Source organism: Lactobacillus sp. ESL0700 (assembly GCF_029392095.1).
Classification (GTDB): Bacteria; Bacillota; Bacilli; order Lactobacillales; family Lactobacillaceae; genus Lactobacillus.
On record NZ_CP113930.1, the window covers coordinates 115,441 to 135,236 of the forward strand.

Genomic DNA, 19,796 nt, shown 5'->3' on the forward strand with positions numbered 1-19,796 from the left:
GGAATAATATGACAAATGGCGCGCCAACTGGTTTGCGCAGAGTAAATCAAGAGCAGAACACCCAGTACAAAAAGGTGCTGTCCTTTATTATCTTCCTAATTGTGACGCTGATTATGGTTACTGGAACCTTTTTAAATCCTATGTTTATGAAAGGTCAAATTAGAACTAGTAACAATGATGCCGTTGTGGTTAGGCAAGTTAATCGTCATTTTGATACGCTGGCAGAAATGATTGGCGCTAATCAAGATGGTAGCTCGAATTTGTTAACCAGCAAGCAAACCCAGCCGATTGCTGATCACATTATTGATTACACGCTTGGCATTCACTTGTTTAAGTTTGATAATCTTAAGTTAGCCGAGCAAATTCTGCATGATATTAATTTAAATATCGATCAGGGCTCGTCTAGTGATGCGCAATTGGTACAGGAAAAATTAAAGAAGCAAGGAGATAATGCACCGTACGATGTTGTCGATGCTTTTAGCTTAAATACGATTAAAGTTGGTGCGAATATTGCACTGCTGCTACTCATTGTAAATATTATTATCATTGTGGTAACTCTTATTAGTCTGAAGTCGTTAATTGAAGAAATGATGACGATGATGCCTACTAAGATGCTCATTCATGATGTTACGGCTGCGGGAATGTGGGCTGGCTTTTGGCTGATTTTGTTTGCAGGGCTATTTGCCCTAATTCCAGTAGTATTCAATGTAGCGAACTTTGCAGTTTTAGGTTATTTGCTTGAGATAAGTAGCAGTATCTTTTTAGACTTTGTAATTGCTGGCGTCATTGTTTATATTTTAAGTACTATCCCTTGGGAAATTACTTCACCGAATAATTAATAAAAGATCCTGTTTACTTAAAAGCAGGACCTTTTTACGTGTTTACATTTTTTGTGCTGGATTAGGAGGAATAATGGCAGTTGAGTTTACGTTAGCGAGGCAAGCAGATTTACCCGCAATAGTTGCAATTTATAATCAAAATATAGCTAGTAAAAGTGTAACGGCGGATTTAGAACCTGTTAGTGTCAGTCAGCGGCAAGAATGGTTTAATGAGCATAATGAACGTCGGCCCTTGTGGGTGATTAAGGTTGATGGCCAGCTTGCAGGGTGGCTAAGTTTAGAATCCTTTTATGGTCGAGCAGCTTATCATGCAACAGTTGAAATTAGTATATACATTGATGCTAAGTTTCAACATCAAGGCTTAGGTACCAAGGCGCTCGCATATGCAGCTAAGCAGACTAAGCTCTTGGGCATTAATACTATCTTGGCTTATGTGTTTGGTACTAATAAGGCAAGTCAAGCATTATTTAAGGCTGCTGGTTATCAAGTTTATGGTCACTTGCCTAAGGTTGCAGATATGGCCGGTCGACTAATTGACCTCGATATTTTGGGTAAAAAGTTCAATTAATATTAAATTATTACTGGTAAAATTAATTTAACGATAACAGGTAGCTATTATTTTTGCTATAATCATTGTTGAACAATGTAATAAAAGTTTTAAAGGGCGGTGGCTGTTTAATTCCAAGGAGATGATTGTCTATGGAAACATGGAACAAATTATTGAAAGGGTTAGCAGTTAATGAGCACGTTCGATGTGATTTCTTTGATTTTGCAATCAAATTTAGTGTTGTTGGCACTGTTGTCTTATATCAGCAGCAACCATCATGATAAATGATTGTAATAAAAAAGACCGTCCCACTTATAACTTCAGAGGTTATGGGATAGTCTAAAAAACTATAACTAGCCACCGCTCTTAAAAGCGGAGTTGCTTGTTCAAAGAAGTCCTACGCTAACAGGGCTTCTTTTTGATTACACTTGTATTGTAACAGGTAGCATAATAATATGCAATTGTTATAAAAGTGTTTTGGTAGGTTACTGTTGTCTTATATCAGCAGCAACCATCATGATAAATGATTGTAATAAAAAAGACCGTCCCACTCAATAACTTTGGCTAGTTATGGGATAGTCTAAACCTATAATTTAAGCCACCGCTCTTAAAAGCGGTGCTGTTTAAAGAAGTTCTACTCTAATAGGACTTCTTTTTAATTATATCAATATTTTAACAAACTGGCGAGGTAAGATATTATTCTTGTTTAAACAATTTGAACTTATACTGGCAAATGCCCTGAACTTTAACCTCATATTCATGCCCTGCAATTAATGGCGTTGCCCCCGGCAGATAGCTGATAATTGTTTGAAAATTGCCGTAACCAGCATCTTGATAATTGGTTACGTTAGTTGCCTGATAAGTTTGGGCAGTAGTGTTGTCGGTAATCGTAATGTCTGGTGTGGTTGTAATTGCTTGATCAGAAAAATAGAGTGACCACGCAATTTGCGGATCGTTGACTAGTTCTAAAGGAAAAAGTCCCTTGCTAGGATAAGTTACCAGCTCTTGACTGGCTGAACGAAATACATCACTAGCATTGAGAATCTTTTGAACAGAATAACGATAACCATTGGTGCCATAGGCTGCACCAGTACCCACAGAAGACAGGCGCGTTGATAATAGCCATGCTCGGTGCCCAGTATCTAAGCCGGATAAATTATAGCGGTCAGTTAATAGGTCAGTAATGACATCACCAGCTGATTGGTTACCAGCATTAAAGTTTAGGTTGGCAGTTCTGGAAGTGGACTTAGCAATTTTCCAAGTAGCCCGCGTAATATCCTTTGGTCGCTTTTCGTAAGGCAATCCATGTTGGTTAATCAGCGGATTAGCATTTAATGTGGCTAAGACGGCGGCTGTCTTTTGCGATTTAAGATTAGCAGTCGAGTTATCACTTACCGGGTTTAAGTCAAAAAGGCTGCGATAATAATTAATGTAATTGAGTTGAGTGCTCAAGTAGTTAGGCACCAGCACGCCTTCCTTAAAGTGCCGACAAAATTCGGGCTTAGTTACATAAAGATTACTTAGGCTGAACGGCATCTTATCTAGTGCGGCATACTGCTTTTGAAATTGCTCAACTTTGGCAGTTTCGCTGGGAGTAAAAGTAGCCGCAGCAATTGTTGTGCTGCTAGTAGAAAGGATCAGCAATACAGTAGCAAATATAATTAATGATTTGTGGAATGTTTTCAAGTTTATTTTTTTAATCATGCAATTATTATAGCCCATATTTTATAATTTTTAATTAATTAAAAGTAAAATAATAAAAAAACGATCCTGAAAGGATCGTCTTCAAATATTATGAACAATTAAATATGTTTGATATTGTACTGTATCTTAAATTTTATTTGGATAACTGTTTAAAAAGTCATCTAGATAATGTAGAAACAAATCAACAAATACACTGCAGCTCCGATTATAGTGTTTGCTAAAGCTACAATTGCTTTTAATTTGTTTTGAGAGAATCTTACCGTTGTATGATTAGCCAAATATTCATGTAAAAATGAAATCAGCATTACAAAGATAAAGAAGAAACTTCCTACTAGCTTAGTTTTATTAGAGGTCAAAAAAATTGGGTTTAGGCTTGTAACTAATGCGATTAAAGCAAAGGTCATGGTTATTTGATAATTTGAAATTGTTTTTTTCATAATAATATCCTTCCCTTTCTTATGAAAATCAATTGACTACCTAATCTTCATCATTGTTAACATAAAACAATGGCATTCTCAGCAAATGAAGTAATTTGATTAAACTAATCATTTTATTCTCCTTTCTCAATCAAGTTCTATAGTCAATATATCAAAAAAGCGATTACATAATTATGAACTGACGTATTTGCTATTTTATTTGCTTTCTTTCAAAAATTTCTTTAATTCTTCACTATATTCAGCCATTCCAGATCCAGCAACATTCTTTATTATGAATTTACAGATATTCAAAAATTTTTGATCATTAGAAAAATGATACATAACAAAGTTTTTAAAGAAATCTAGCATATTTTTGTAAAAATATGTTTCTGGTATTGTTATTATTTCTTGACCACTTTGTAGAAAAAATTCAATTTCTTCATAATGATTACTTTTAATACATAAAATTATCATATTTAAAATTATAGCCAAAATGTTCTTTTGAATTATTATGTTTCTTTCATTACGACATTGTTTAATTATTCTTTTTGAAATTATTAAATTACTTTCAAAATCGTATATTCCCATGCAATTGTTATATAGATTTATATTATTTTTATCAAACTTTTCTGCACTAAAAATTTTATCTTTTAGTTCTTGTTGTATATTTTTACTTAAATTATTGAAATTACCATTTAATGAAGCTAAACAAACGTCAATTATCATTAATTTATCTTTTTTATTTTTTAACTCACTTTCAATAATTATGTTTTTAATTTGTTGCAGCTCTGTTTTAGAAGTTTTGTAATATGCTTCATTAATTAATCTGCGTATCTCATGTTCTTCTTGGCCAATCCTATAATCATTTTGAATTAACTTACTAAAGAATGCTAAGACAGACACATAATTTTGTTGCAGCAATTTAATTAGGTCTTCTGCAGAGATCCTGTTTGCACCTTTTTCTACGCGAGCATAAAAGGATGGACTAATTACATTACCTGCCCATTCTTTTTTAGTTTTTGATTGGCTAACACGATATTCTTTTAACAACTCTCCTATTTTCATTGTGTTTTCCTCTACTCAAACTAGCATATATGTCATTTATCATCTTTTATTATGAAATTACTTTATGCTGTTATGCAAGAGGAATGTTAAAGGAGAAACTAGATATGAAGCATAAATTAATTAAACTTATTGCCGCAATTCAACTTACGTTATCATTGTTTGTCTTGCCAATGAATAATGTATCTTCAAGTACGACTAATGATAATCCGACTTCGCAAACTAATAATAACAATCTGCTGAAATACCAAGAGCAAATTTATACCAATGCAATTAAGCATTTTAAGAAAATCTCTGTTCAAAAATTAAATAAACTAGTTGGTAAAAAGAAAATTACTGTTTTCTGGGGTAAGAAAAGTTGTCCATTCTGTCGAGCTTTTGTACCTAAACTGGCTAAAATCGGTCATCAACGGCATATTAAAATTTATTATATTGATACAACAAAGACTGACAGCAATTCCGCTTTAAAAAAGGCGCGTAAAAGGTTCAAAGTAACAGGTGTGCCGACACTAATGAAAATTAAAAATAATAAAAAATTTGTAATTATGGATCGTACACGTACTGATCTTACCCATTTTTTAACTAAAAAGTATTCTAATTAAAATTTTTACAACTGAAGAGAATTTGTTTACAACCTTTTTTCAACGCCATCATGTTACTTTTCTTGTCAGTCTATTGCTAGGAAACCTATTGTCCCTAGTAATTTGCATTATCTTATTAGTTTATGTTATTTGGGCTTCGGGCAATATGATACAAGACTGATAGTTATCATAGTTAGATTGATATATTTGCCATAAGGTAGCAGGTATATCAATTTTTTTGTAGAATTATTTTGATAATAAATATGATTTAAAGAGGTAAAAATGAAGCAGGTTCTTTTCGACAAATATCTAAATAAAAATGTTTTGTTACAAGTTTATTCAAAAAGTAGAAATGCAGAAGACTTTTTGTTGGGATATTTAATATCTGAGACTGCTAATTACTGTGTGTTTGAAGCCATTGATGAGTATGGTGCACTTGACGCCTATGTTTTATATCAAAAATCTGACATCGAAGATGTAGTCACAAAGTCTAAATATATTGATATTTTTAATTCATATATTGCTTTGCAAAAGCAACAGGGCTTGTTTGATCCCTTTAGCTTGCAAGCAAAATATTTAAAAGTGCCACAAGACAACATCAATGACTTACTTAATTATCATTGTAACAATGGCAATGTCGTTAGCTTGAATATCGGGGGGTACGATTTATCAAATACCGGCAAAGTAATTGCTGTTAGTGAGGATTATGTGATACTTGATCAAGCTAGCTATTATCGAGATTGGGATTCAGACAGTAATATTAGTAATCAGGCGCTAGAAATTTCAAGGATAACTACGATAGATATTGTTAGCAAAGATAATTTTTTGTATGAAAATTATTGCAAATTGCGAAAATAAAAAACAGCGAATAATTATTTTCGCTGTCTTTAGAACAAGTTATTTTTTACGGCTATCGCGATAGTTCAAAATTTCTAAAATTAAGTTTGCGATAAGCAGGACGAACGTTATGATTTGATAAATATTCATCTTTGTTTTCTCCTTTGTAAAAGTAATTTGGCTGAATAATATCATTATATCAATTATTGCGTATTAACTTAATCACGTTAAACTAATTTTTTAATTTAATTTGGAATTTTATCTGTTATAATAATTATGTACCGCTTAAAAGACGGTGGCAAAATTATATTAGACTAAAAGAGTCGTCATAACTCGCCAAAAGTATCGGACGGCTTTTTTAGTACACTTATTTAACGTTTTATTTTCAAGTATGAATATGCTAAAATACTTGTATAAAGAAAAAGAACCAAGTTACAGCTTGGTTCTTAAAAGATGTTCCCGCTTAAAAGGCGGTAGCATAGTTATGTTGACTAAAAAGTCGTCACAAACTCGCTAAAGTATCGGACGGCTTTTTTAGTACACTTATTTTTTGTGGTTGTTGTCGATATAAGACAACAATGCCAGAATAAACATACCGAATGTAAACATCAGCATTAACGCTTCGTAAACATTCACTAGCTGCTATACCTTTCAATAATTTGCTCCATGTCTCCATAAGCAATCATCTCCTTGGAATTAAACAGCCACCGCCCTTTAGCTTTATTCATCTTTGAAGTAATTATACAAATATAATTGTTTATTATCAATATATAATTTAATAACAAAATATTGCGGACAGGTTAGATATTGAAATCAAAGGCAAATTAGGAAAAACTAGTTTGCCTTTTTTAATCCATAAAAATATTTCTAAAATTACTCTAATTTAAGTTATTTCTACTAGCTAATGCCGTATAATTAACAGTTGATAACGATAATTAAGAGGTAAAAATAATGACTAAGAAAACACAAGTTGGTTTAATTTTTGGCGGTAATTCATCGGAGTATGAAGTTTCAATCGTATCAGGCCATAACATTTACAAGGCAATTGATAAGGAAAAGTTTGAAGTACATCCAATTTGGATTACTAACGATGGATTTATTGCAAGCGAAGAGGACTCATTTAAGGTCCTTGATGACCCTAAATATACGGTAGCCAATCCACACAAGGTAGCCAATCTGTCTAACTTGAGTGAATTAGCTAACTTACCGGAAATTGATGTTTTCTTCCCGATTGTCCATGGTAATTTGGGCGAAGATGGCAGTTTGCAAGGTTTGTTCCGGATTTTGGATAAGCCGTTTGTTGGTGATGACGTTTTAGCTGCTGCAGTCACAATGGATAAGGAATTTACCAAGATTTTAGCACAACGTGCTGGTGTACCAGTGGCTGATTGGATTGCTATTAAACGGTTTGAATATGACGATGCGGCTAATCCTAAACGTGATTATGCCAAGGTTAGTGCTAAACTTGGCGGCGATTTATTTGTTAAGCCATCTAACCAAGGTTCATCTGTTGGTGTACACCATGTAACTAATGAAGCTGAATTCAATGATGCCTTAGCTGATGCCTTTAAGTATGATGACAAGGTCTTAATTGAAGAAACGATTCATGGTACCGAAGTTGAAACCGCAGTTTTGGGCAATGACCATCCAATTGTGTCTGGTGTTGGTCAGATTATCAACGCTGCCGGGACTTTTTACAGTTACGATAACAAGTATGATGATAATTCAACTTCAAAATTACAAATTCCGGCTGACTTGCCTGAGGAGATTGTTGCCAAAGTGCGTGATAATGCCATCAAGGTTTACCAAGCAACCGAATGTAGTGGTATGGCTCGGGTTGACTCTACCTTACGTGCCAGTGACAACAAGATAATTTTGACTGAAATTAATGCCTTACCGGGCTTTACCAACATTAGTATGTATCCTAAGCTATTTGAAGAAGCTGGTATTCCTTACACCGAGCTGATTACACGTTTGATTGATAAAGGAATTGAACGTTACAACCATAAGAAGACTTTATTGCATAAAATTGGTTAATCACTTAGTGCTAGGGAGAACACAAGATGACAAGTGATAAGCATAACTTTGAAGAACTAACGGCGCCAGCTGCTACGGCGCGTCAGCTGCATATTAGTGTGGCAACTTTACGCAAGTATTCGCTGATTGTTGAGCGGATTACGGGCAAGCCTGATTATTATGCCAGAACTAAGCAAAAAGCGCGGCTTTACAGTAAGCAAGACGTGCAGGACTTGGATGATTTTCATAAATTAGCGCAAAATAATGGCTTGACTCTGCAGGAAGCAGCTAGACAAATTTACTCCGTTAGTGATAAGGATGATGAGGAAATCGATACTACCTCTGCTAAAAAGGAAGTAATGACGACACCGCAAGCAGTCAAACTGCTAAACGCGCTGCAACAGACAATTAGTCAGCAGAACACGGCGATTAAGGATTTACAAGAGCAACTTAATCGGATTGAACAGCAGAATAAGGAATTGTTAGCTAAGCAAGACCAGATGAAGCAGCCAGCTGCTAAAGATGAGCAAGATTTTAGTGCTCTGCCGGATATTTCTGGAATTGTAACAGATGACGACGACATGCAGGAGCCAATTTCGCCGATAGCGCAAGAAGAGAAGCCACTGACAGCCGCGGAAAAACGGGCACAAGTTGAACGTGATGAAGCAAAGTCTAGTCAGCAGCTTCACGAAGAAATTTTGTCTAAAGCTAAGGAAAATGCGCAAAAGCATGCCGATTCTAACAGTCATCGGACATTGCAGGATATGCAGGTAGAACCAGAAAAAGCACACTGGTGGCAACGATTTATTAATATGTAACACAAAAAACGGCTTTTAGTTAAAAGTCGTTTTTTCTTGTTAAATTTAACTAAAATCTACGCCGTAAGTACCAACTTTGCGTTACAGTAGACGAATAGATAGGATGATTAAGTTGAAAAAAATCAAGCGACGCTACTGGATGGCGTTAATTATAGCAATTATTGGGTTAGTCTTAACAGCTTGCACCTATTTTGCAACTACAATTTATAGTAAAGATGATGTGGCGGTGATTACGGATCGCACAATCAAGGATACCTTAGTGCAGAAAAATCGCGACGTGTACAACAATCACGATGAGACCAGAAAACAAATTTTGCACCTCAAGATTTTATCTGGCAAATATCGCGGTCGCACGTTTACAACACCTAATATTTATTATCCGTCACAGATGGTGACACAAAAATACCGCGCGGGACAGCGAGTTTTGGTCAGTATTAGGAGCGGCGATCCCGCAATCAAGAACCCCAAGCGTGATTGGGTCTTGGTCTTGGCACTAACGGTAACAGTTGTCTTGATGGTCATCGTTGCAGGGAAGGAATCACTGGGCTTAGTTGTTTCCATGGCCTTGAGCTGGGTGCTTTTTTACCTTGTGATTATCTGTGATGTGAAGCTAAATGGTTCCTATATTATTCTGCTGTTTGGCTTAGCAGATGTTGTCTTTTCCTTTTTCAGCTTGTTAATCGTTCAAGGACTTAATCGTAAAATGCTGGCAACATGGCTGGCGACTTTACTTGGGGTGTTTGTTTCCTTTGCACTCTGCTATTTAATTATGCACGTGACGGGAGAGTCAGAAATCAAGTACGAAACTGGCGACTACGCAACGCAAGATCCGCGCGGGATTTTCTTAGCGCAAACCTTACTCGGCATCTTGGGTGCGGTCATGGATGAAGCAACGGACATCATTTCTAGTTTGTACGAGTTGGTTCAGACTAAGAAGGATTTAACGGCTAAGCAAATGATAATGAGTGGTCGAACAATGGGCCAGGAAATCATGGGTCCACTAATTAATGTTTTGGTATTGATTTTTATGTCAGAGGCGCTGCCCATGACAATTATCTATTTGCGTGACAATAACAGTCTAAACTCGGCTTTTGGCTTTACCTTGTCGTTAGGGGTAACACAAAGCGTCATTTCCGCAATTGGAATTGTATTAACGGTCGTCTTTGCGACCGGCTGCAGCCTACTGTTTTTAGAAGATAAAAAATGGAAGGCGGGGACTGACAAATGAGTACATTAATGGCACTGATTATCGTGTTGGCAGTCTTAATGACGCTAATTGGTGGTGAAACTGGTATTCGCAGCTTCTTTAGTGTATTAATTAATACACTGCTGCTGATTTTGCTAGCGATTTTTATTTCGTGGGGGATCAGTATTCCTGTCTTGATTTTGATATTTATTCCGTTAAAATTAGTAACAATTATCTATTTAGGCACTCATGATTATCAAGTTGCTAAAAATTCATTTTATTCAGCGTTAATTGTTTGTCTAATTGATAGTTGTCTGATTTTAGGCTTTGAATGGTTGGCGCAAGCTGCAGGACTAGGGCCTGAAGCTGGTGAGGTCCTAGTTGGGCTATCACAAATGCCGGGGTTGAGTTACCCGTTGATTGCAGTTGCAGTGGCAATCTTTTCGACATTAGGTGCGGTCGCGGAAGCCGCGGTGGCAATGAGTTCAGGTCTATTAGAAATCAAAAAGCACAATCCTGATATTAGTCAACACGAGTTATTAACTAGCGGCGGTAAAATCGGCAGAGATGTATTGGGGACGGCAATGAACACCATTTTGTTTGGGATGTTCGGCAGTTTCCTTTCATTATTCTTATGGTATTTCCGCTTGCATTACACGCTGGGTGAAGTGCTAAATGAAAAATTATTCGTCAATGAAGCGTTAATTATTATGTATTCGCTAATTGGTGTCTTATTAACCGTTCCGCTGTCAACTGCCTTTTTGGCACGAGGAATGGCAAAACGTGAGGTGAAAAAATGAAGATAGAAGATAAAACGTTAACTAACTTTAATGGCCGTGAATTTAAAATTCATACTTATACTCTGGGAGATATTGGTGAGTTAGTCACAGCGAAGCGACCACTAGCCGTAGTAATTCCTGGTGGTAGTTTTGACCATTTGTCTAAACGTGAAGGTGAGCCAGTTGCTTTGGCCTTCAATAACCGCGGCTTCAATAGTGTTGTCATGGATTATAACTTGGTCCAAGATGATGGCGATATTTATCCCGACGCTGGGCTAGATGTCTTAGCGACGATTAAATATTATCGCGAGCATGCGGCGGAATATCAGATTGATCCAGAAAAAATAGTCACAATTGGCTTTTCTGCTGGTGGTCACGTTGCCAGCATTGCCAATGACTTTGCGACTTCAAGTAAGTATCAAGCAAAGTACAACTTTGCTTGTCAGGACGTTGTTCCTAACAAAACAATCTTGGGTTATCCGTTGATTGACGTTAATAAAATTGGCTTTGATGTCCCTGATGATGAGGAAAGTATGGTGCCAGAGGATAAATATCTTCAGGATAGTGCGTTGAGTGTTACACGTGAAACGCCAGCAACTTTTATTTTTCATGCGTGGGATGATCCCGTTGTATTAGTCACCAATACCTTGGAATATGCGGCAGCACTGCATGCTCAAGGTGTGCCATGTGAAGTTCATCTTTTCAATCGGGGTGGGCACGGCTTTTCACTGGCACGAGGCGACATGGTAACCAAGGGTCGTGAATGGCAGGAAAATCCGCACGCGGGACATTGGTTTAACTTAGCGCAAGAGTGGCTGACAAGTGAATGGTAATCAAGATCTTGGTAATGGACTTGAGCGTAAAATCCTTAAAGAAGCAGGGCTAAATAAGCCCTAATTTTTACGCAAAGTTGATAATTAATCACTTTGCGTTTTTTGAAAGGAGAAGGCTTTATGAGTGAAAAAACTAAGTTATTTTTAGTTTATCCTGCAATTTTTACACCAGAAGATAACGGTGGTTACTTAATTGAATTTCCTGACATTCAAGGTGCTTTTACTGGAATCAATACGGATAATATTTCTTATGGAATTGAGATGGCTGAGGAAGCTCTAGGATTAACTTTAGCTGACTATATTGAAAGTGGTGATCCGATTAACTCTCCTTCAAAAATAGAGGAGCTTAAAGTCCCTGATGGTTCTTTTGCGACTTTAATTAGGACAAATGTGTCAATGTACTTAAACAATGATAAGTTAGTAAAAAAGACGTTGACTATTCCCCAGTGGGCTGATCGTAAAGCTAAAAAATTAAAATTAAATTTTTCATCATTATTGACTAACGCCATTTTGCAAGAAAAATAATATTCATGTCAATTTAATAGTAATAAGTATAATTACACTAAAGTAGTGAGCAATTAGCCCACTATTTTTTGTTTTAAGCAAAATCGAAAATTGCAATATTAAGTTGAACACATGTATTAATTAATTTGATGGATGCAATCTTGATGTTCAAATAATTCATCTGGTGTGTGATAAGCCAAGATCTTTTGCAATAAGTTAATACACCATTTTTCAATCGTATAAATTTACGTGTCATCTGTATTCCAGCTGAAAGTGAAATCAAAGTAATCATAATATATTTTCTGGAATTATTTAAGCTAAGGACTTGCAATTTTTGCCAGAGGGTATATAATGCAAATATTTATATCGAAAGAAAGGACATGATTTTTTGAAGTTATTAAAGATAAAACTATTGACAGCAATTAATGGCTTACTGACAGTGAGCAGTTTAATCATGTTGTTCTTTGGGTTATGCAATCAAGTTAATGAGTCAAGCAACTTTTTAGCAGACGAGCAAACAATCGCTAATAATGCTAACTTAATCATCTGTATGGCAGTAATCGCCATGATGATTTTCGGGTTTGCCTTCTTCGCAAGTTGGATTAAAACGAGAAAAGTTGAGGCTCATTTATTACGGCACAGGACGCACAGAGCGTAAAATGATTAAGCAAAAAAGCTGCATTTCCAAGTAGGGAAGTGCAGTTTTTTGTTTCGTAAAAATAATCAAATATGAATACTTAGTTATAAAAAAAGCAACCTAGTTAATTGCTAAGTTGCTTTTTATTGAGGGAATTAATAAAAATTCTATTTAATACCAACTGTGAGCTAACCAAAATCTTTTAGCGTTAACCCATGAACCATAGCGACTGTAAACATAGTTGTCGGCAGTTTTATCTTGGTTCTTTTTCGAATAATTGCCGTGTAAGTAGCTGATGTTTAATTGATACTTACCGTAACAAGAACCATTTCTTGCGGAATAGTTACCACCGGACTCTTGCATCGCAATCCAATTTTTAGCTGCTTTTTCAGTTTTGGATAATTTGCGAGCAGCTTGAACAGTTTGCGAAGTGTTGCCAGTTGTTGTTTGGATAACGGCAGTAAAGCTGCATGCCAGCGCTAAAGCCGCGATTAATTTGTAGATAAAAGTTTTTGTTTTTTCCATTATAGTTATTCATTCCCCGTAATTCGTTAGTCTTTTTACTATTAGCTATAGTACACTAGCAATATTTCATTGCTGTTACAGAAATGACACATGGCCCTTACAATCAAGTTTTAATGTTATTTTTGTACATTTTTGGTAGAATTTATAATAATGATTAATTCAGGAGGCAATTATGTCAGTAAAACATTTTTACGAAACTTTTCACCCAGAACATTACGATTTATTCATTGATGTTGACCGTGAAAAAAAGACAATAACTGGTACTTCAACCATTACTGGTGAGGCACTTGAAGATACAATTTTAGTCAACCAAAAGTACATGAAGATTGCGTCAGTTAAAGAAGACGGCAAGGACGTGCCATTTACTGTTGATGACGATAAAGAAGCAATTAAGATTGACTTAGGCAAGACAGGAACTGTTACAGTTGCGATTGCTTATAGTGCACCATTAACTGATACTATGATGGGAATTTATCCGTCATATTACATGCTTGATGGCGTTAAAAAGCAGATTATTGGTACTCAGTTTGAAACAACTGCCGCAAGACAGGCATTCCCATGTGTCGATGAGCCGGAAGCAAAAGCCACATTTAGCTTAGCAATTAAGTATGATGAACATGAAGGCGAAACAACGATTGCCAACATGCCAGAAATCAAAGTTGAAAATGGCGTGCACTACTTTGAAAAGTCAGTGAGAATGTCCAGTTACTTGGTTGCCTTTGCCTTTGGTGAATTGCAATCCAAATTAACGGAAACTAAAGATGGCGTTAAGGTTGGGGTATTTGCTACTAAGGCCCACAAGGCTAAGGAATTAGACTTTGCCTTGGATATTGCTAAACGTGCAATTGAATTTTACGAAGAATTTTACCAAACCAAATATCCGTTGGCACATTCATGGCAGTTGGCTTTGCCTGACTTTTCTGCAGGTGCAATGGAAAACTGGGGCTTAGTTACTTATCGTGAAGCCGCAATTTTACTTGATCCAGACAATGCCACAGTTGAACAAAAGGGTTATGTTGCCAGTGTCATCACGCACGAGTTAGCTCACCAATGGTTCGGAGACCTCGTAACGATGAAATGGTGGGACGATCTATGGTTAAACGAAAGTTTTGCCAACATGATGATGTACTTATCAGTTGATGCAATGGAGCCTAGTTGGGATGTTTGGAACAACATGTACCAGACTGGTGAAGTTCCGTTAGCTTTGAACCGGGATGCAACCGATGGTGTCCAATCAGTTCACGTTAATGTAGAACATCCAGCAGATATTGACTCATTGTTTGATGGGGCAATTGTGTATGCCAAGGGTTCAAGAATGCTGGTTATGGTGCGTAAGTTATTGGGTGACGATGCTTTGCGTAAGGGCCTCAAGTACTACTTTGATAACCATAAATTCGGCAATGCCACAGGTGATGATTTGTGGAACGCCTTGTCAACAGTAACCGATCTTGATATTGGTAAGATTATGCATACTTGGCTTGATCAGCCGGGTTACCCAGTTGTTAGCGCCCGCGTTGCTGATAACGGTCACTTATTGTTGAGCCAAAAGCAATTCTTTGTTGGTGAGGGTAAGGAAGTTGGCCGTACTTGGGCAATTCCACTAAATGCTAACTTTAAGGCTCCACAAATTATGACAGAGCAAGAAGTTGATTTGGGTGACTACAAGGCATTGCGCGCTGAAGCTGGTCATGCTTTACGTTTGAATGTTGGCAACAGTTCACACTTTATCGTTAACTACGATGAAACTCTGATGGCCGACATTATGAATGATTTGAGCAGCCTTAAGCCAGTTGATGAATTACAATTGTTGCAAGACTTAGGGTTATTGGCAGAAGGTAAGCAAATTTCTTACGCTGAAATTGTGCCATTATTACCAAAATTTGCAGGTTCTAAGTCAAATATCGTCATTAACTCGTTGTTTAGCTCTGCTAGACAGTTGCGCAAGTTTGTTACACCAAATTCAGCTGAAGAAAAGAACTTGAAGTCCTTCTTCAATCAATTGTCAGCTAAGCAAGTTGAGCGTTTGGGCTGGGAAGTTAAGGCAGACGATAGTAGTGCTGACTTGCAAATGCGGCCAATTGAACTTTCTGCTGCTTTGTATGCAGATAATGAAAATGCAATTGCCACAGGACATGAGATTTTTGAAGCACATCAAGATGATCTGTCAGCTATTGAAGCATCTGTGCGGCCATACGTTTTGATTAATGAAGTCAAGAATTACAATGAGGCCGGCTTAGTTGCCCGCTTAATTAAGGAATACCAAACAGTAGTTGATCCTTATTACAAGGCTGACTTGCTTTCAGCAGTTACCAGCACCAAGAATGCTGACGAAATCAAGCAAATTGTTACTGACTTTGAAGATGCTGATGTAATCAAGCCACAAGATTTGCGGACATGGTACTACAATATCTTGGGTAACCCATTGGGTGAACAAGCTGCTTGGGACTGGCTTCGTGATGAGTGGTCATGGCTGGAGAAGACAGTTGGCGGCGATATGGAATTTACCACTTACATCACCGTTACCTCGAGAGTATTCCATACACCAGAACGACTTGCCGAGTTTAAAGCCTTCTTTGAGCCTAAGGTTGACCAACCGGGCTTGGGCCGTGAAATCAACATGGACACTAGAGTAATTGCCACTAAGGCAGACTTAGTTGAAGCAGAAAAAGATGCTGTCAATCAGGCAATTAAAGAAGCATAGGTTTTGATTAAAATTAAAGAGCATTACTTTTTTAAGGAGTAATGCTCTTTTTTTGCTCATTGTGAGTATAAGATTTAATTTTTATTAACATTAGCTGTATAATTGTAAGGTACAGCTTAAATTAAAGGGGTTTAATTTTCATTAATGAAGGAAAAAAATATCGATACAGCGTTCTTTGGCCAACCTAAAGGGTTGTCAACGCTTTTTTTCACTGAAATGTGGGAAAGATTTAGTTATTATGGCATGAGAGCAATTTTATTGTTCTACATGTATTATGCAGTAAGCCAGGGCGGTTTGGGCATGAACCAAACCACCGCTGCTTCGGTGATGTCCATTTACGGATCGTTAGTTTACCTGTCCAATATTGTCGGCGGTTGGTTATCCGACCGGGTCTGGGGTCCGCGTAAGACTGTCTTTATTGGCGGCGTTTTAATTATGCTTGGGCACATCGTGTTGTCCTTGCCGATGGGACTAGTTGCACTTTATAGTTCAATTGCCTTGATTGTGGCAGGAACGGGATTATTGAAGCCTAATGTTTCTGACATGGTTGGTGGTCTTTACTCTGAAAGCGACCGTCGCCGTGATGCCGGCTTTAGCATGTTTGTCTTTGGAATTAACTTAGGTTCTGCGATTTCACCAATTTTGGTGCCGTGGGCTGCTAACGGCTTTGGTATGCACCTATTTGGCAATGAGATGAACTTCCATGCCGGCTTTTCATTAGCCGCAATTGGGATGTTCTTTGGCTTAATGCAGTATTATTTTGGCGGGAAAAAATATCTGTCAAACGATAGCTTATTGCCAACTGACCCAATCGATCATGCCAGCTTAGTTAAAATCTTGCAAAAGTCAGCGCTGGCTGTTGTTGCTGTTGTCGCACTATTAGGCATCATGGCAGCTTGCGGTCAATTAAATATTGCCAACATTATCTTATTGATTACAATTGTGGCAATTTTACTACCGATTTATCTGTTTGCAGTGATGCTCCGTAGTAAAAAGGTAACCAAAGTTGAACATTCACGTGTTCTGGCATACATTCCGCTCTTTATTGCCGCCGCAGTATTCTGGGGGATTGAGGAGTCCGGTTCAGTTGTCTTGGCCTTGTTTGCGCAAGAGCGGACAGTTCTTCACATTGGCAGCTGGCATTTTGCGGCTGCTAACTTCCAAACACTTAATCCACTATTTATCATGATTCTGACGCCATTCTTTGTTTGGCTTTGGAGCAAGTGGAAGAAGCAACCGAGTGCTGCTGGTAAATTTTCATGGGGCTTGATTTTTGCTGGTTTATCTTATATTGTAATGGCGTTTCCAGGGATGCTCTATGGTACCGCTGGCCGCGTTAGTCCGTTTTGGCTTGTAGGCTCATGGTTTATCGTTGAAATTGGGGAAATGCTGATTTCACCAATCGGTCTATCAGTTACAACCAAGTTGGCGCCAGCTGCTTACAGCTCACAAATGATGAGTATGTGGTTCTTAGCCGATGCCGCAGGACAGGCAATTAACTCGCAAATAGTTAAGTACTTCTCTGCTGGTACAGAAATTCAATATTTCTTGATTGTTGGTGGTGTAAGTATCCTGTTAGGTTTGTTGATGTTCTTTTTAGTTAAGAAAATCGACAGCTTAATGGCCGGTGTTCACTAGAATTAATCACAAATAAATACCCGTTAGTTCAAATAGCTAACGGGTATTTTTTTAATTATAAACAATCACGGCTTCATGTTTAATCACGTTGTTTGATCGCACTTGGTTTAATATTGACAAAGCCATGTGAGCAGCCACGTAAATATGCCTAATCTTTGCTTTTGTACTTAATATTAAAGGCAACACGATGAATATTGTTTAATTTGTCTTCAATCGCGTGGATTAGGGACAGCTTTTGAGTAATTATTTCTTGCTTAGCATCCAAGAATAATTGCTGCTTAGACGTAGCCTGTTCGGCGTATAAATCCGCCAATTCTTGATGTAAATTAGACAACTCTTGAGCATACGTATTAACATCCTGATAATAACGATTAATAAACACTGAGGTAATGTAATTACGATCAAAGTCATCAAGTTGATAGCTTGCCTTTAACACCGCGGTTTCCAGGCTATCATACTCTTTAGCATAACGATTATAAGTTAGCGGATAGCATGTAACGCAAGTTCTCTTTTCTTGATCATAAATAATGATTACAGCGCCACATGTTATCAGCAAATTATTCTTATCATTATCACTCACGGCAAAATCATCGTAATTTTTCAACAAATCGGTTACCCATGACATTACATAAGCATAATTGCGTGCTGCATCATGAAAATTTTTCACACCAAAACGTTCTTGGGCTCGATCAATAAAATGATCAGTAATCTTCATATCCTTAGTAAAATCTTCAGCAACTGTCTTAATAGCTTGTTCTTGCTTGGCCATTCTTTCTTTGTCTTGATCAAGTAGACGTTGCATTTTTTCAATATTTAAACTTTTAACCATGAATTAATTCAGCCCTTTCTTTTTGGATTTTATTATACCAATTTTACCAATTAAGCAATCCAAATAAATAAAAAGGTTTGCTATAATTATTGATCTTTCAAGGTTTAGTTATAAACAATAACGGCTTCGTGTTTAACAACGTTGTGCCAAACTTGTTTGATCTCACTTGGTTTAATATTGACGCAGCCATGTGAGCCGCCGCGCAAATATGCCTTCTTGCTCCAGTCTGTGCGCCAGCTGGCGTCATGCAAGCCGCAGCCACTTAAAGTAAATGGCATCCAGTACCTAACTTTGGAGGCATACTTAGAGCCATCATCATTGCGGCCGCGCAGTGTTGCCGGCGACTGCTTATACTGAATGTACCAGACGCCCTGCGGTGTTCTGTTGCCTTTGCCACCGTCTTTAGTTCCCGTAACAACGTCATTCAGATGGACGGCTAGCTTACCTTTGCGAACAATCCAGACTTCCTGATTTTTAAGAGAAACAACAATATAATTGTCACCAATACCGGAATTCTTCTTGCCATAACCAAGGCCGTAAGTGCTGTAACCAAGGCCATAAATGTAATTCTGACCAGCAACTGTCTTAGTCTGATTGAGGTAAGCTTGCTCAACTGCTGCTTGGGCCTTTTTAACGTAAACACCCCAGCCGTAGCTTTGGTTTTTGACCGTAATCTTGGTGTGGTTAAGTTTATTCTTACTTGGTACGGCGAACTTGTAGCTCTTGTGAAGAGTGGAAACTTTACTGTCAATTTGGTTAAGTTTGGCCGTTAAATTCTCAACATTAGTAAAGGAATACTTATTATTCTTGAAAGATAACTGGTTAATCATCTTTTTAGCCGGTAATTTGTAATTTTTGCCAGCGACTTGATAAGTAATGGTTGTCTTACTAATTGCCTTGAACTTTTTGGCGGCAGCTGATAACTGCTTGAAGTCATAAGTGCGAGTTTGCTTGTCGGGCATTTCTGTATGTTGCTTCTTGAAGTAATCACTTACTGTGTCCGCGTCAATTGTGCTGATGCTAGGGTCGCGTTCAATAGTTACCTTGCCGTTTTCAAGTAGCACCATGTTCTTGGCACGAGCATTAATCTTCGTGGTTGCCTTATTGACGGTTAAATTGCCAACCTTTACGCCATAAATAGTAACGTTAGGATTAAAGTGGTTGACGGCAAACTCCCGCGCCCGCTTTTGCGAGGCAACATGGTTGTTATATAAAACGACACCAAAAATAACACCCAAAATCAAAATAATGCCGACAATAACTAGGTAGAGATTATTGCGGTGATTGTATCTTTTTAAGTTTTTTCGTGATTGCATAAATTTACCTACTATAAATAAAATACTT

Annotated in this window: 20 protein-coding genes; 14 read left to right on the top strand and 6 right to left on the bottom strand. The window is 37.4% G+C overall.

Annotated elements, in window-relative coordinates:
- Positions 1 to 8: 8 nt before the first annotated feature.
- The 3 genes from OZX63_RS00590 (at position 9) to OZX63_RS00600 (ending at position 1,667) form a co-directional block, all read left to right on the top strand.
- A complete protein-coding gene (locus OZX63_RS00590) occupies positions 9 to 839 on the top strand; it encodes a hypothetical protein (RefSeq protein ID WP_277143706.1) in 831 nt (276 codons plus the stop codon).
- Positions 840 to 912: 73 nt separating this feature from the next.
- Positions 913 to 1,407 (top strand): GNAT family N-acetyltransferase, encoded by a 495-nt coding sequence (locus tag OZX63_RS00595; RefSeq protein ID WP_277143709.1) that lies wholly within the window; start codon positions 913 to 915, stop codon positions 1,405 to 1,407.
- 131 nt (positions 1,408 to 1,538) lie between these two features.
- Positions 1,539 to 1,667, top strand: coding sequence for a hypothetical protein (locus OZX63_RS00600; protein ID WP_277143711.1), 129 nt, complete (start codon positions 1,539 to 1,541; stop codon positions 1,665 to 1,667).
- Between the two features lie 415 nt (positions 1,668 to 2,082).
- Here the strand turns inward: OZX63_RS00600 and OZX63_RS00605 are convergent, their stop codons facing one another.
- From OZX63_RS00605 to OZX63_RS00615, 3 genes are all read right to left on the bottom strand, one after another.
- Positions 2,083 to 3,072, bottom strand: coding sequence for a CAP domain-containing protein (locus tag OZX63_RS00605; protein ID WP_277163671.1), 990 nt, complete (start codon positions 3,070 to 3,072; stop codon positions 2,083 to 2,085).
- 179 nt (positions 3,073 to 3,251) lie between these two features.
- Entirely contained in the window at positions 3,252 to 3,527 is a 276-nt protein-coding gene (locus tag OZX63_RS00610; RefSeq protein ID WP_277143715.1) for a hypothetical protein, read from the bottom strand.
- A gap of 195 nt (positions 3,528 to 3,722) precedes the next feature.
- Complete coding sequence (locus tag OZX63_RS00615; RefSeq protein WP_277143717.1) at positions 3,723 to 4,571, bottom strand: Rgg/GadR/MutR family transcriptional regulator; 849 nt, start codon at positions 4,569 to 4,571, stop codon at positions 3,723 to 3,725.
- 104 nt (positions 4,572 to 4,675) lie between these two features.
- Here OZX63_RS00615 and traF point away from each other — a divergent pair, with 104 nt between their 5' ends.
- From traF to OZX63_RS00660, 9 genes are all read left to right on the top strand, one after another.
- On the top strand, positions 4,676 to 5,170 hold the full coding sequence (traF, locus tag OZX63_RS00620) for a conjugal transfer protein TraF (protein ID WP_277143719.1): 495 nt from the start codon (positions 4,676 to 4,678) through the stop codon (positions 5,168 to 5,170).
- 261 nt (positions 5,171 to 5,431) lie between these two features.
- Positions 5,432 to 6,007, top strand: a complete 576-nt coding sequence (locus tag OZX63_RS00625) for a hypothetical protein (protein WP_277143721.1) — start codon at positions 5,432 to 5,434, stop codon at positions 6,005 to 6,007.
- Between the two features lie 930 nt (positions 6,008 to 6,937).
- The gene (locus OZX63_RS00630; RefSeq protein WP_277143723.1) at positions 6,938 to 8,023 is read left to right on the top strand and encodes a D-alanine--D-alanine ligase family protein; all 1,086 of its coding nucleotides are present in this window, start codon (positions 6,938 to 6,940) and stop codon (positions 8,021 to 8,023) included.
- A 26-nt stretch (positions 8,024 to 8,049) separates the two neighbouring features.
- Positions 8,050 to 8,820: a transcriptional regulator gene (locus OZX63_RS00635; RefSeq protein WP_277143725.1), complete on the top strand. Its 771-nt coding sequence runs from the start codon at positions 8,050 to 8,052 to the stop codon at positions 8,818 to 8,820.
- A 112-nt stretch (positions 8,821 to 8,932) separates the two neighbouring features.
- Positions 8,933 to 10,048 (top strand): YibE/F family protein, encoded by a 1,116-nt coding sequence (locus OZX63_RS00640; RefSeq protein WP_277143727.1) that lies wholly within the window; start codon positions 8,933 to 8,935, stop codon positions 10,046 to 10,048.
- Complete coding sequence (locus OZX63_RS00645) at positions 10,045 to 10,806, top strand: YibE/F family protein (protein WP_277143729.1); 762 nt, start codon at positions 10,045 to 10,047, stop codon at positions 10,804 to 10,806. The genes OZX63_RS00640 and OZX63_RS00645 overlap by 4 nt, the downstream gene beginning before the upstream one ends.
- A complete protein-coding gene (locus OZX63_RS00650) occupies positions 10,803 to 11,618 on the top strand; it encodes an alpha/beta hydrolase (protein WP_277143731.1) in 816 nt (271 codons plus the stop codon). The genes OZX63_RS00645 and OZX63_RS00650 overlap by 4 nt, the downstream gene beginning before the upstream one ends.
- Before the next feature lie 120 nt (positions 11,619 to 11,738).
- Entirely contained in the window at positions 11,739 to 12,143 is a 405-nt protein-coding gene (locus OZX63_RS00655; protein WP_277143733.1) for a type II toxin-antitoxin system HicB family antitoxin, read from the top strand.
- A gap of 367 nt (positions 12,144 to 12,510) precedes the next feature.
- Positions 12,511 to 12,780, top strand: a complete 270-nt coding sequence (locus OZX63_RS00660; protein WP_277133115.1) for a hypothetical protein — start codon at positions 12,511 to 12,513, stop codon at positions 12,778 to 12,780.
- A 150-nt stretch (positions 12,781 to 12,930) separates the two neighbouring features.
- On the opposite strand, the gene OZX63_RS00665 is transcribed toward OZX63_RS00660, so the two are convergent.
- Positions 12,931 to 13,287, bottom strand: coding sequence for an aggregation promoting factor surface protein (locus OZX63_RS00665; protein ID WP_277133378.1), 357 nt, complete (start codon positions 13,285 to 13,287; stop codon positions 12,931 to 12,933).
- A 169-nt stretch (positions 13,288 to 13,456) separates the two neighbouring features.
- Here OZX63_RS00665 and OZX63_RS00670 point away from each other — a divergent pair, with 169 nt between their 5' ends.
- A complete protein-coding gene (locus OZX63_RS00670; protein ID WP_277143735.1) occupies positions 13,457 to 15,985 on the top strand; it encodes a M1 family metallopeptidase in 2,529 nt (842 codons plus the stop codon).
- A gap of 144 nt (positions 15,986 to 16,129) precedes the next feature.
- The gene (locus tag OZX63_RS00675) at positions 16,130 to 17,623 is read left to right on the top strand and encodes a peptide MFS transporter (RefSeq protein ID WP_277143737.1); all 1,494 of its coding nucleotides are present in this window, start codon (positions 16,130 to 16,132) and stop codon (positions 17,621 to 17,623) included.
- Positions 17,624 to 17,771: 148 nt separating this feature from the next.
- Here OZX63_RS00675 and OZX63_RS00680 read toward each other — a convergent pair whose 3' ends face one another.
- Both OZX63_RS00680 and OZX63_RS00685 read right to left on the bottom strand, forming a co-directional pair.
- Positions 17,772 to 18,452: a hypothetical protein gene (locus OZX63_RS00680; RefSeq protein WP_277143739.1), complete on the bottom strand. Its 681-nt coding sequence runs from the start codon at positions 18,450 to 18,452 to the stop codon at positions 17,772 to 17,774.
- Between the two features lie 104 nt (positions 18,453 to 18,556).
- Positions 18,557 to 19,768: a L,D-transpeptidase family protein gene (locus tag OZX63_RS00685; RefSeq protein WP_277143741.1), complete on the bottom strand. Its 1,212-nt coding sequence runs from the start codon at positions 19,766 to 19,768 to the stop codon at positions 18,557 to 18,559.
- Between the last annotated feature and the right edge of the window lie 28 nt (positions 19,769 to 19,796).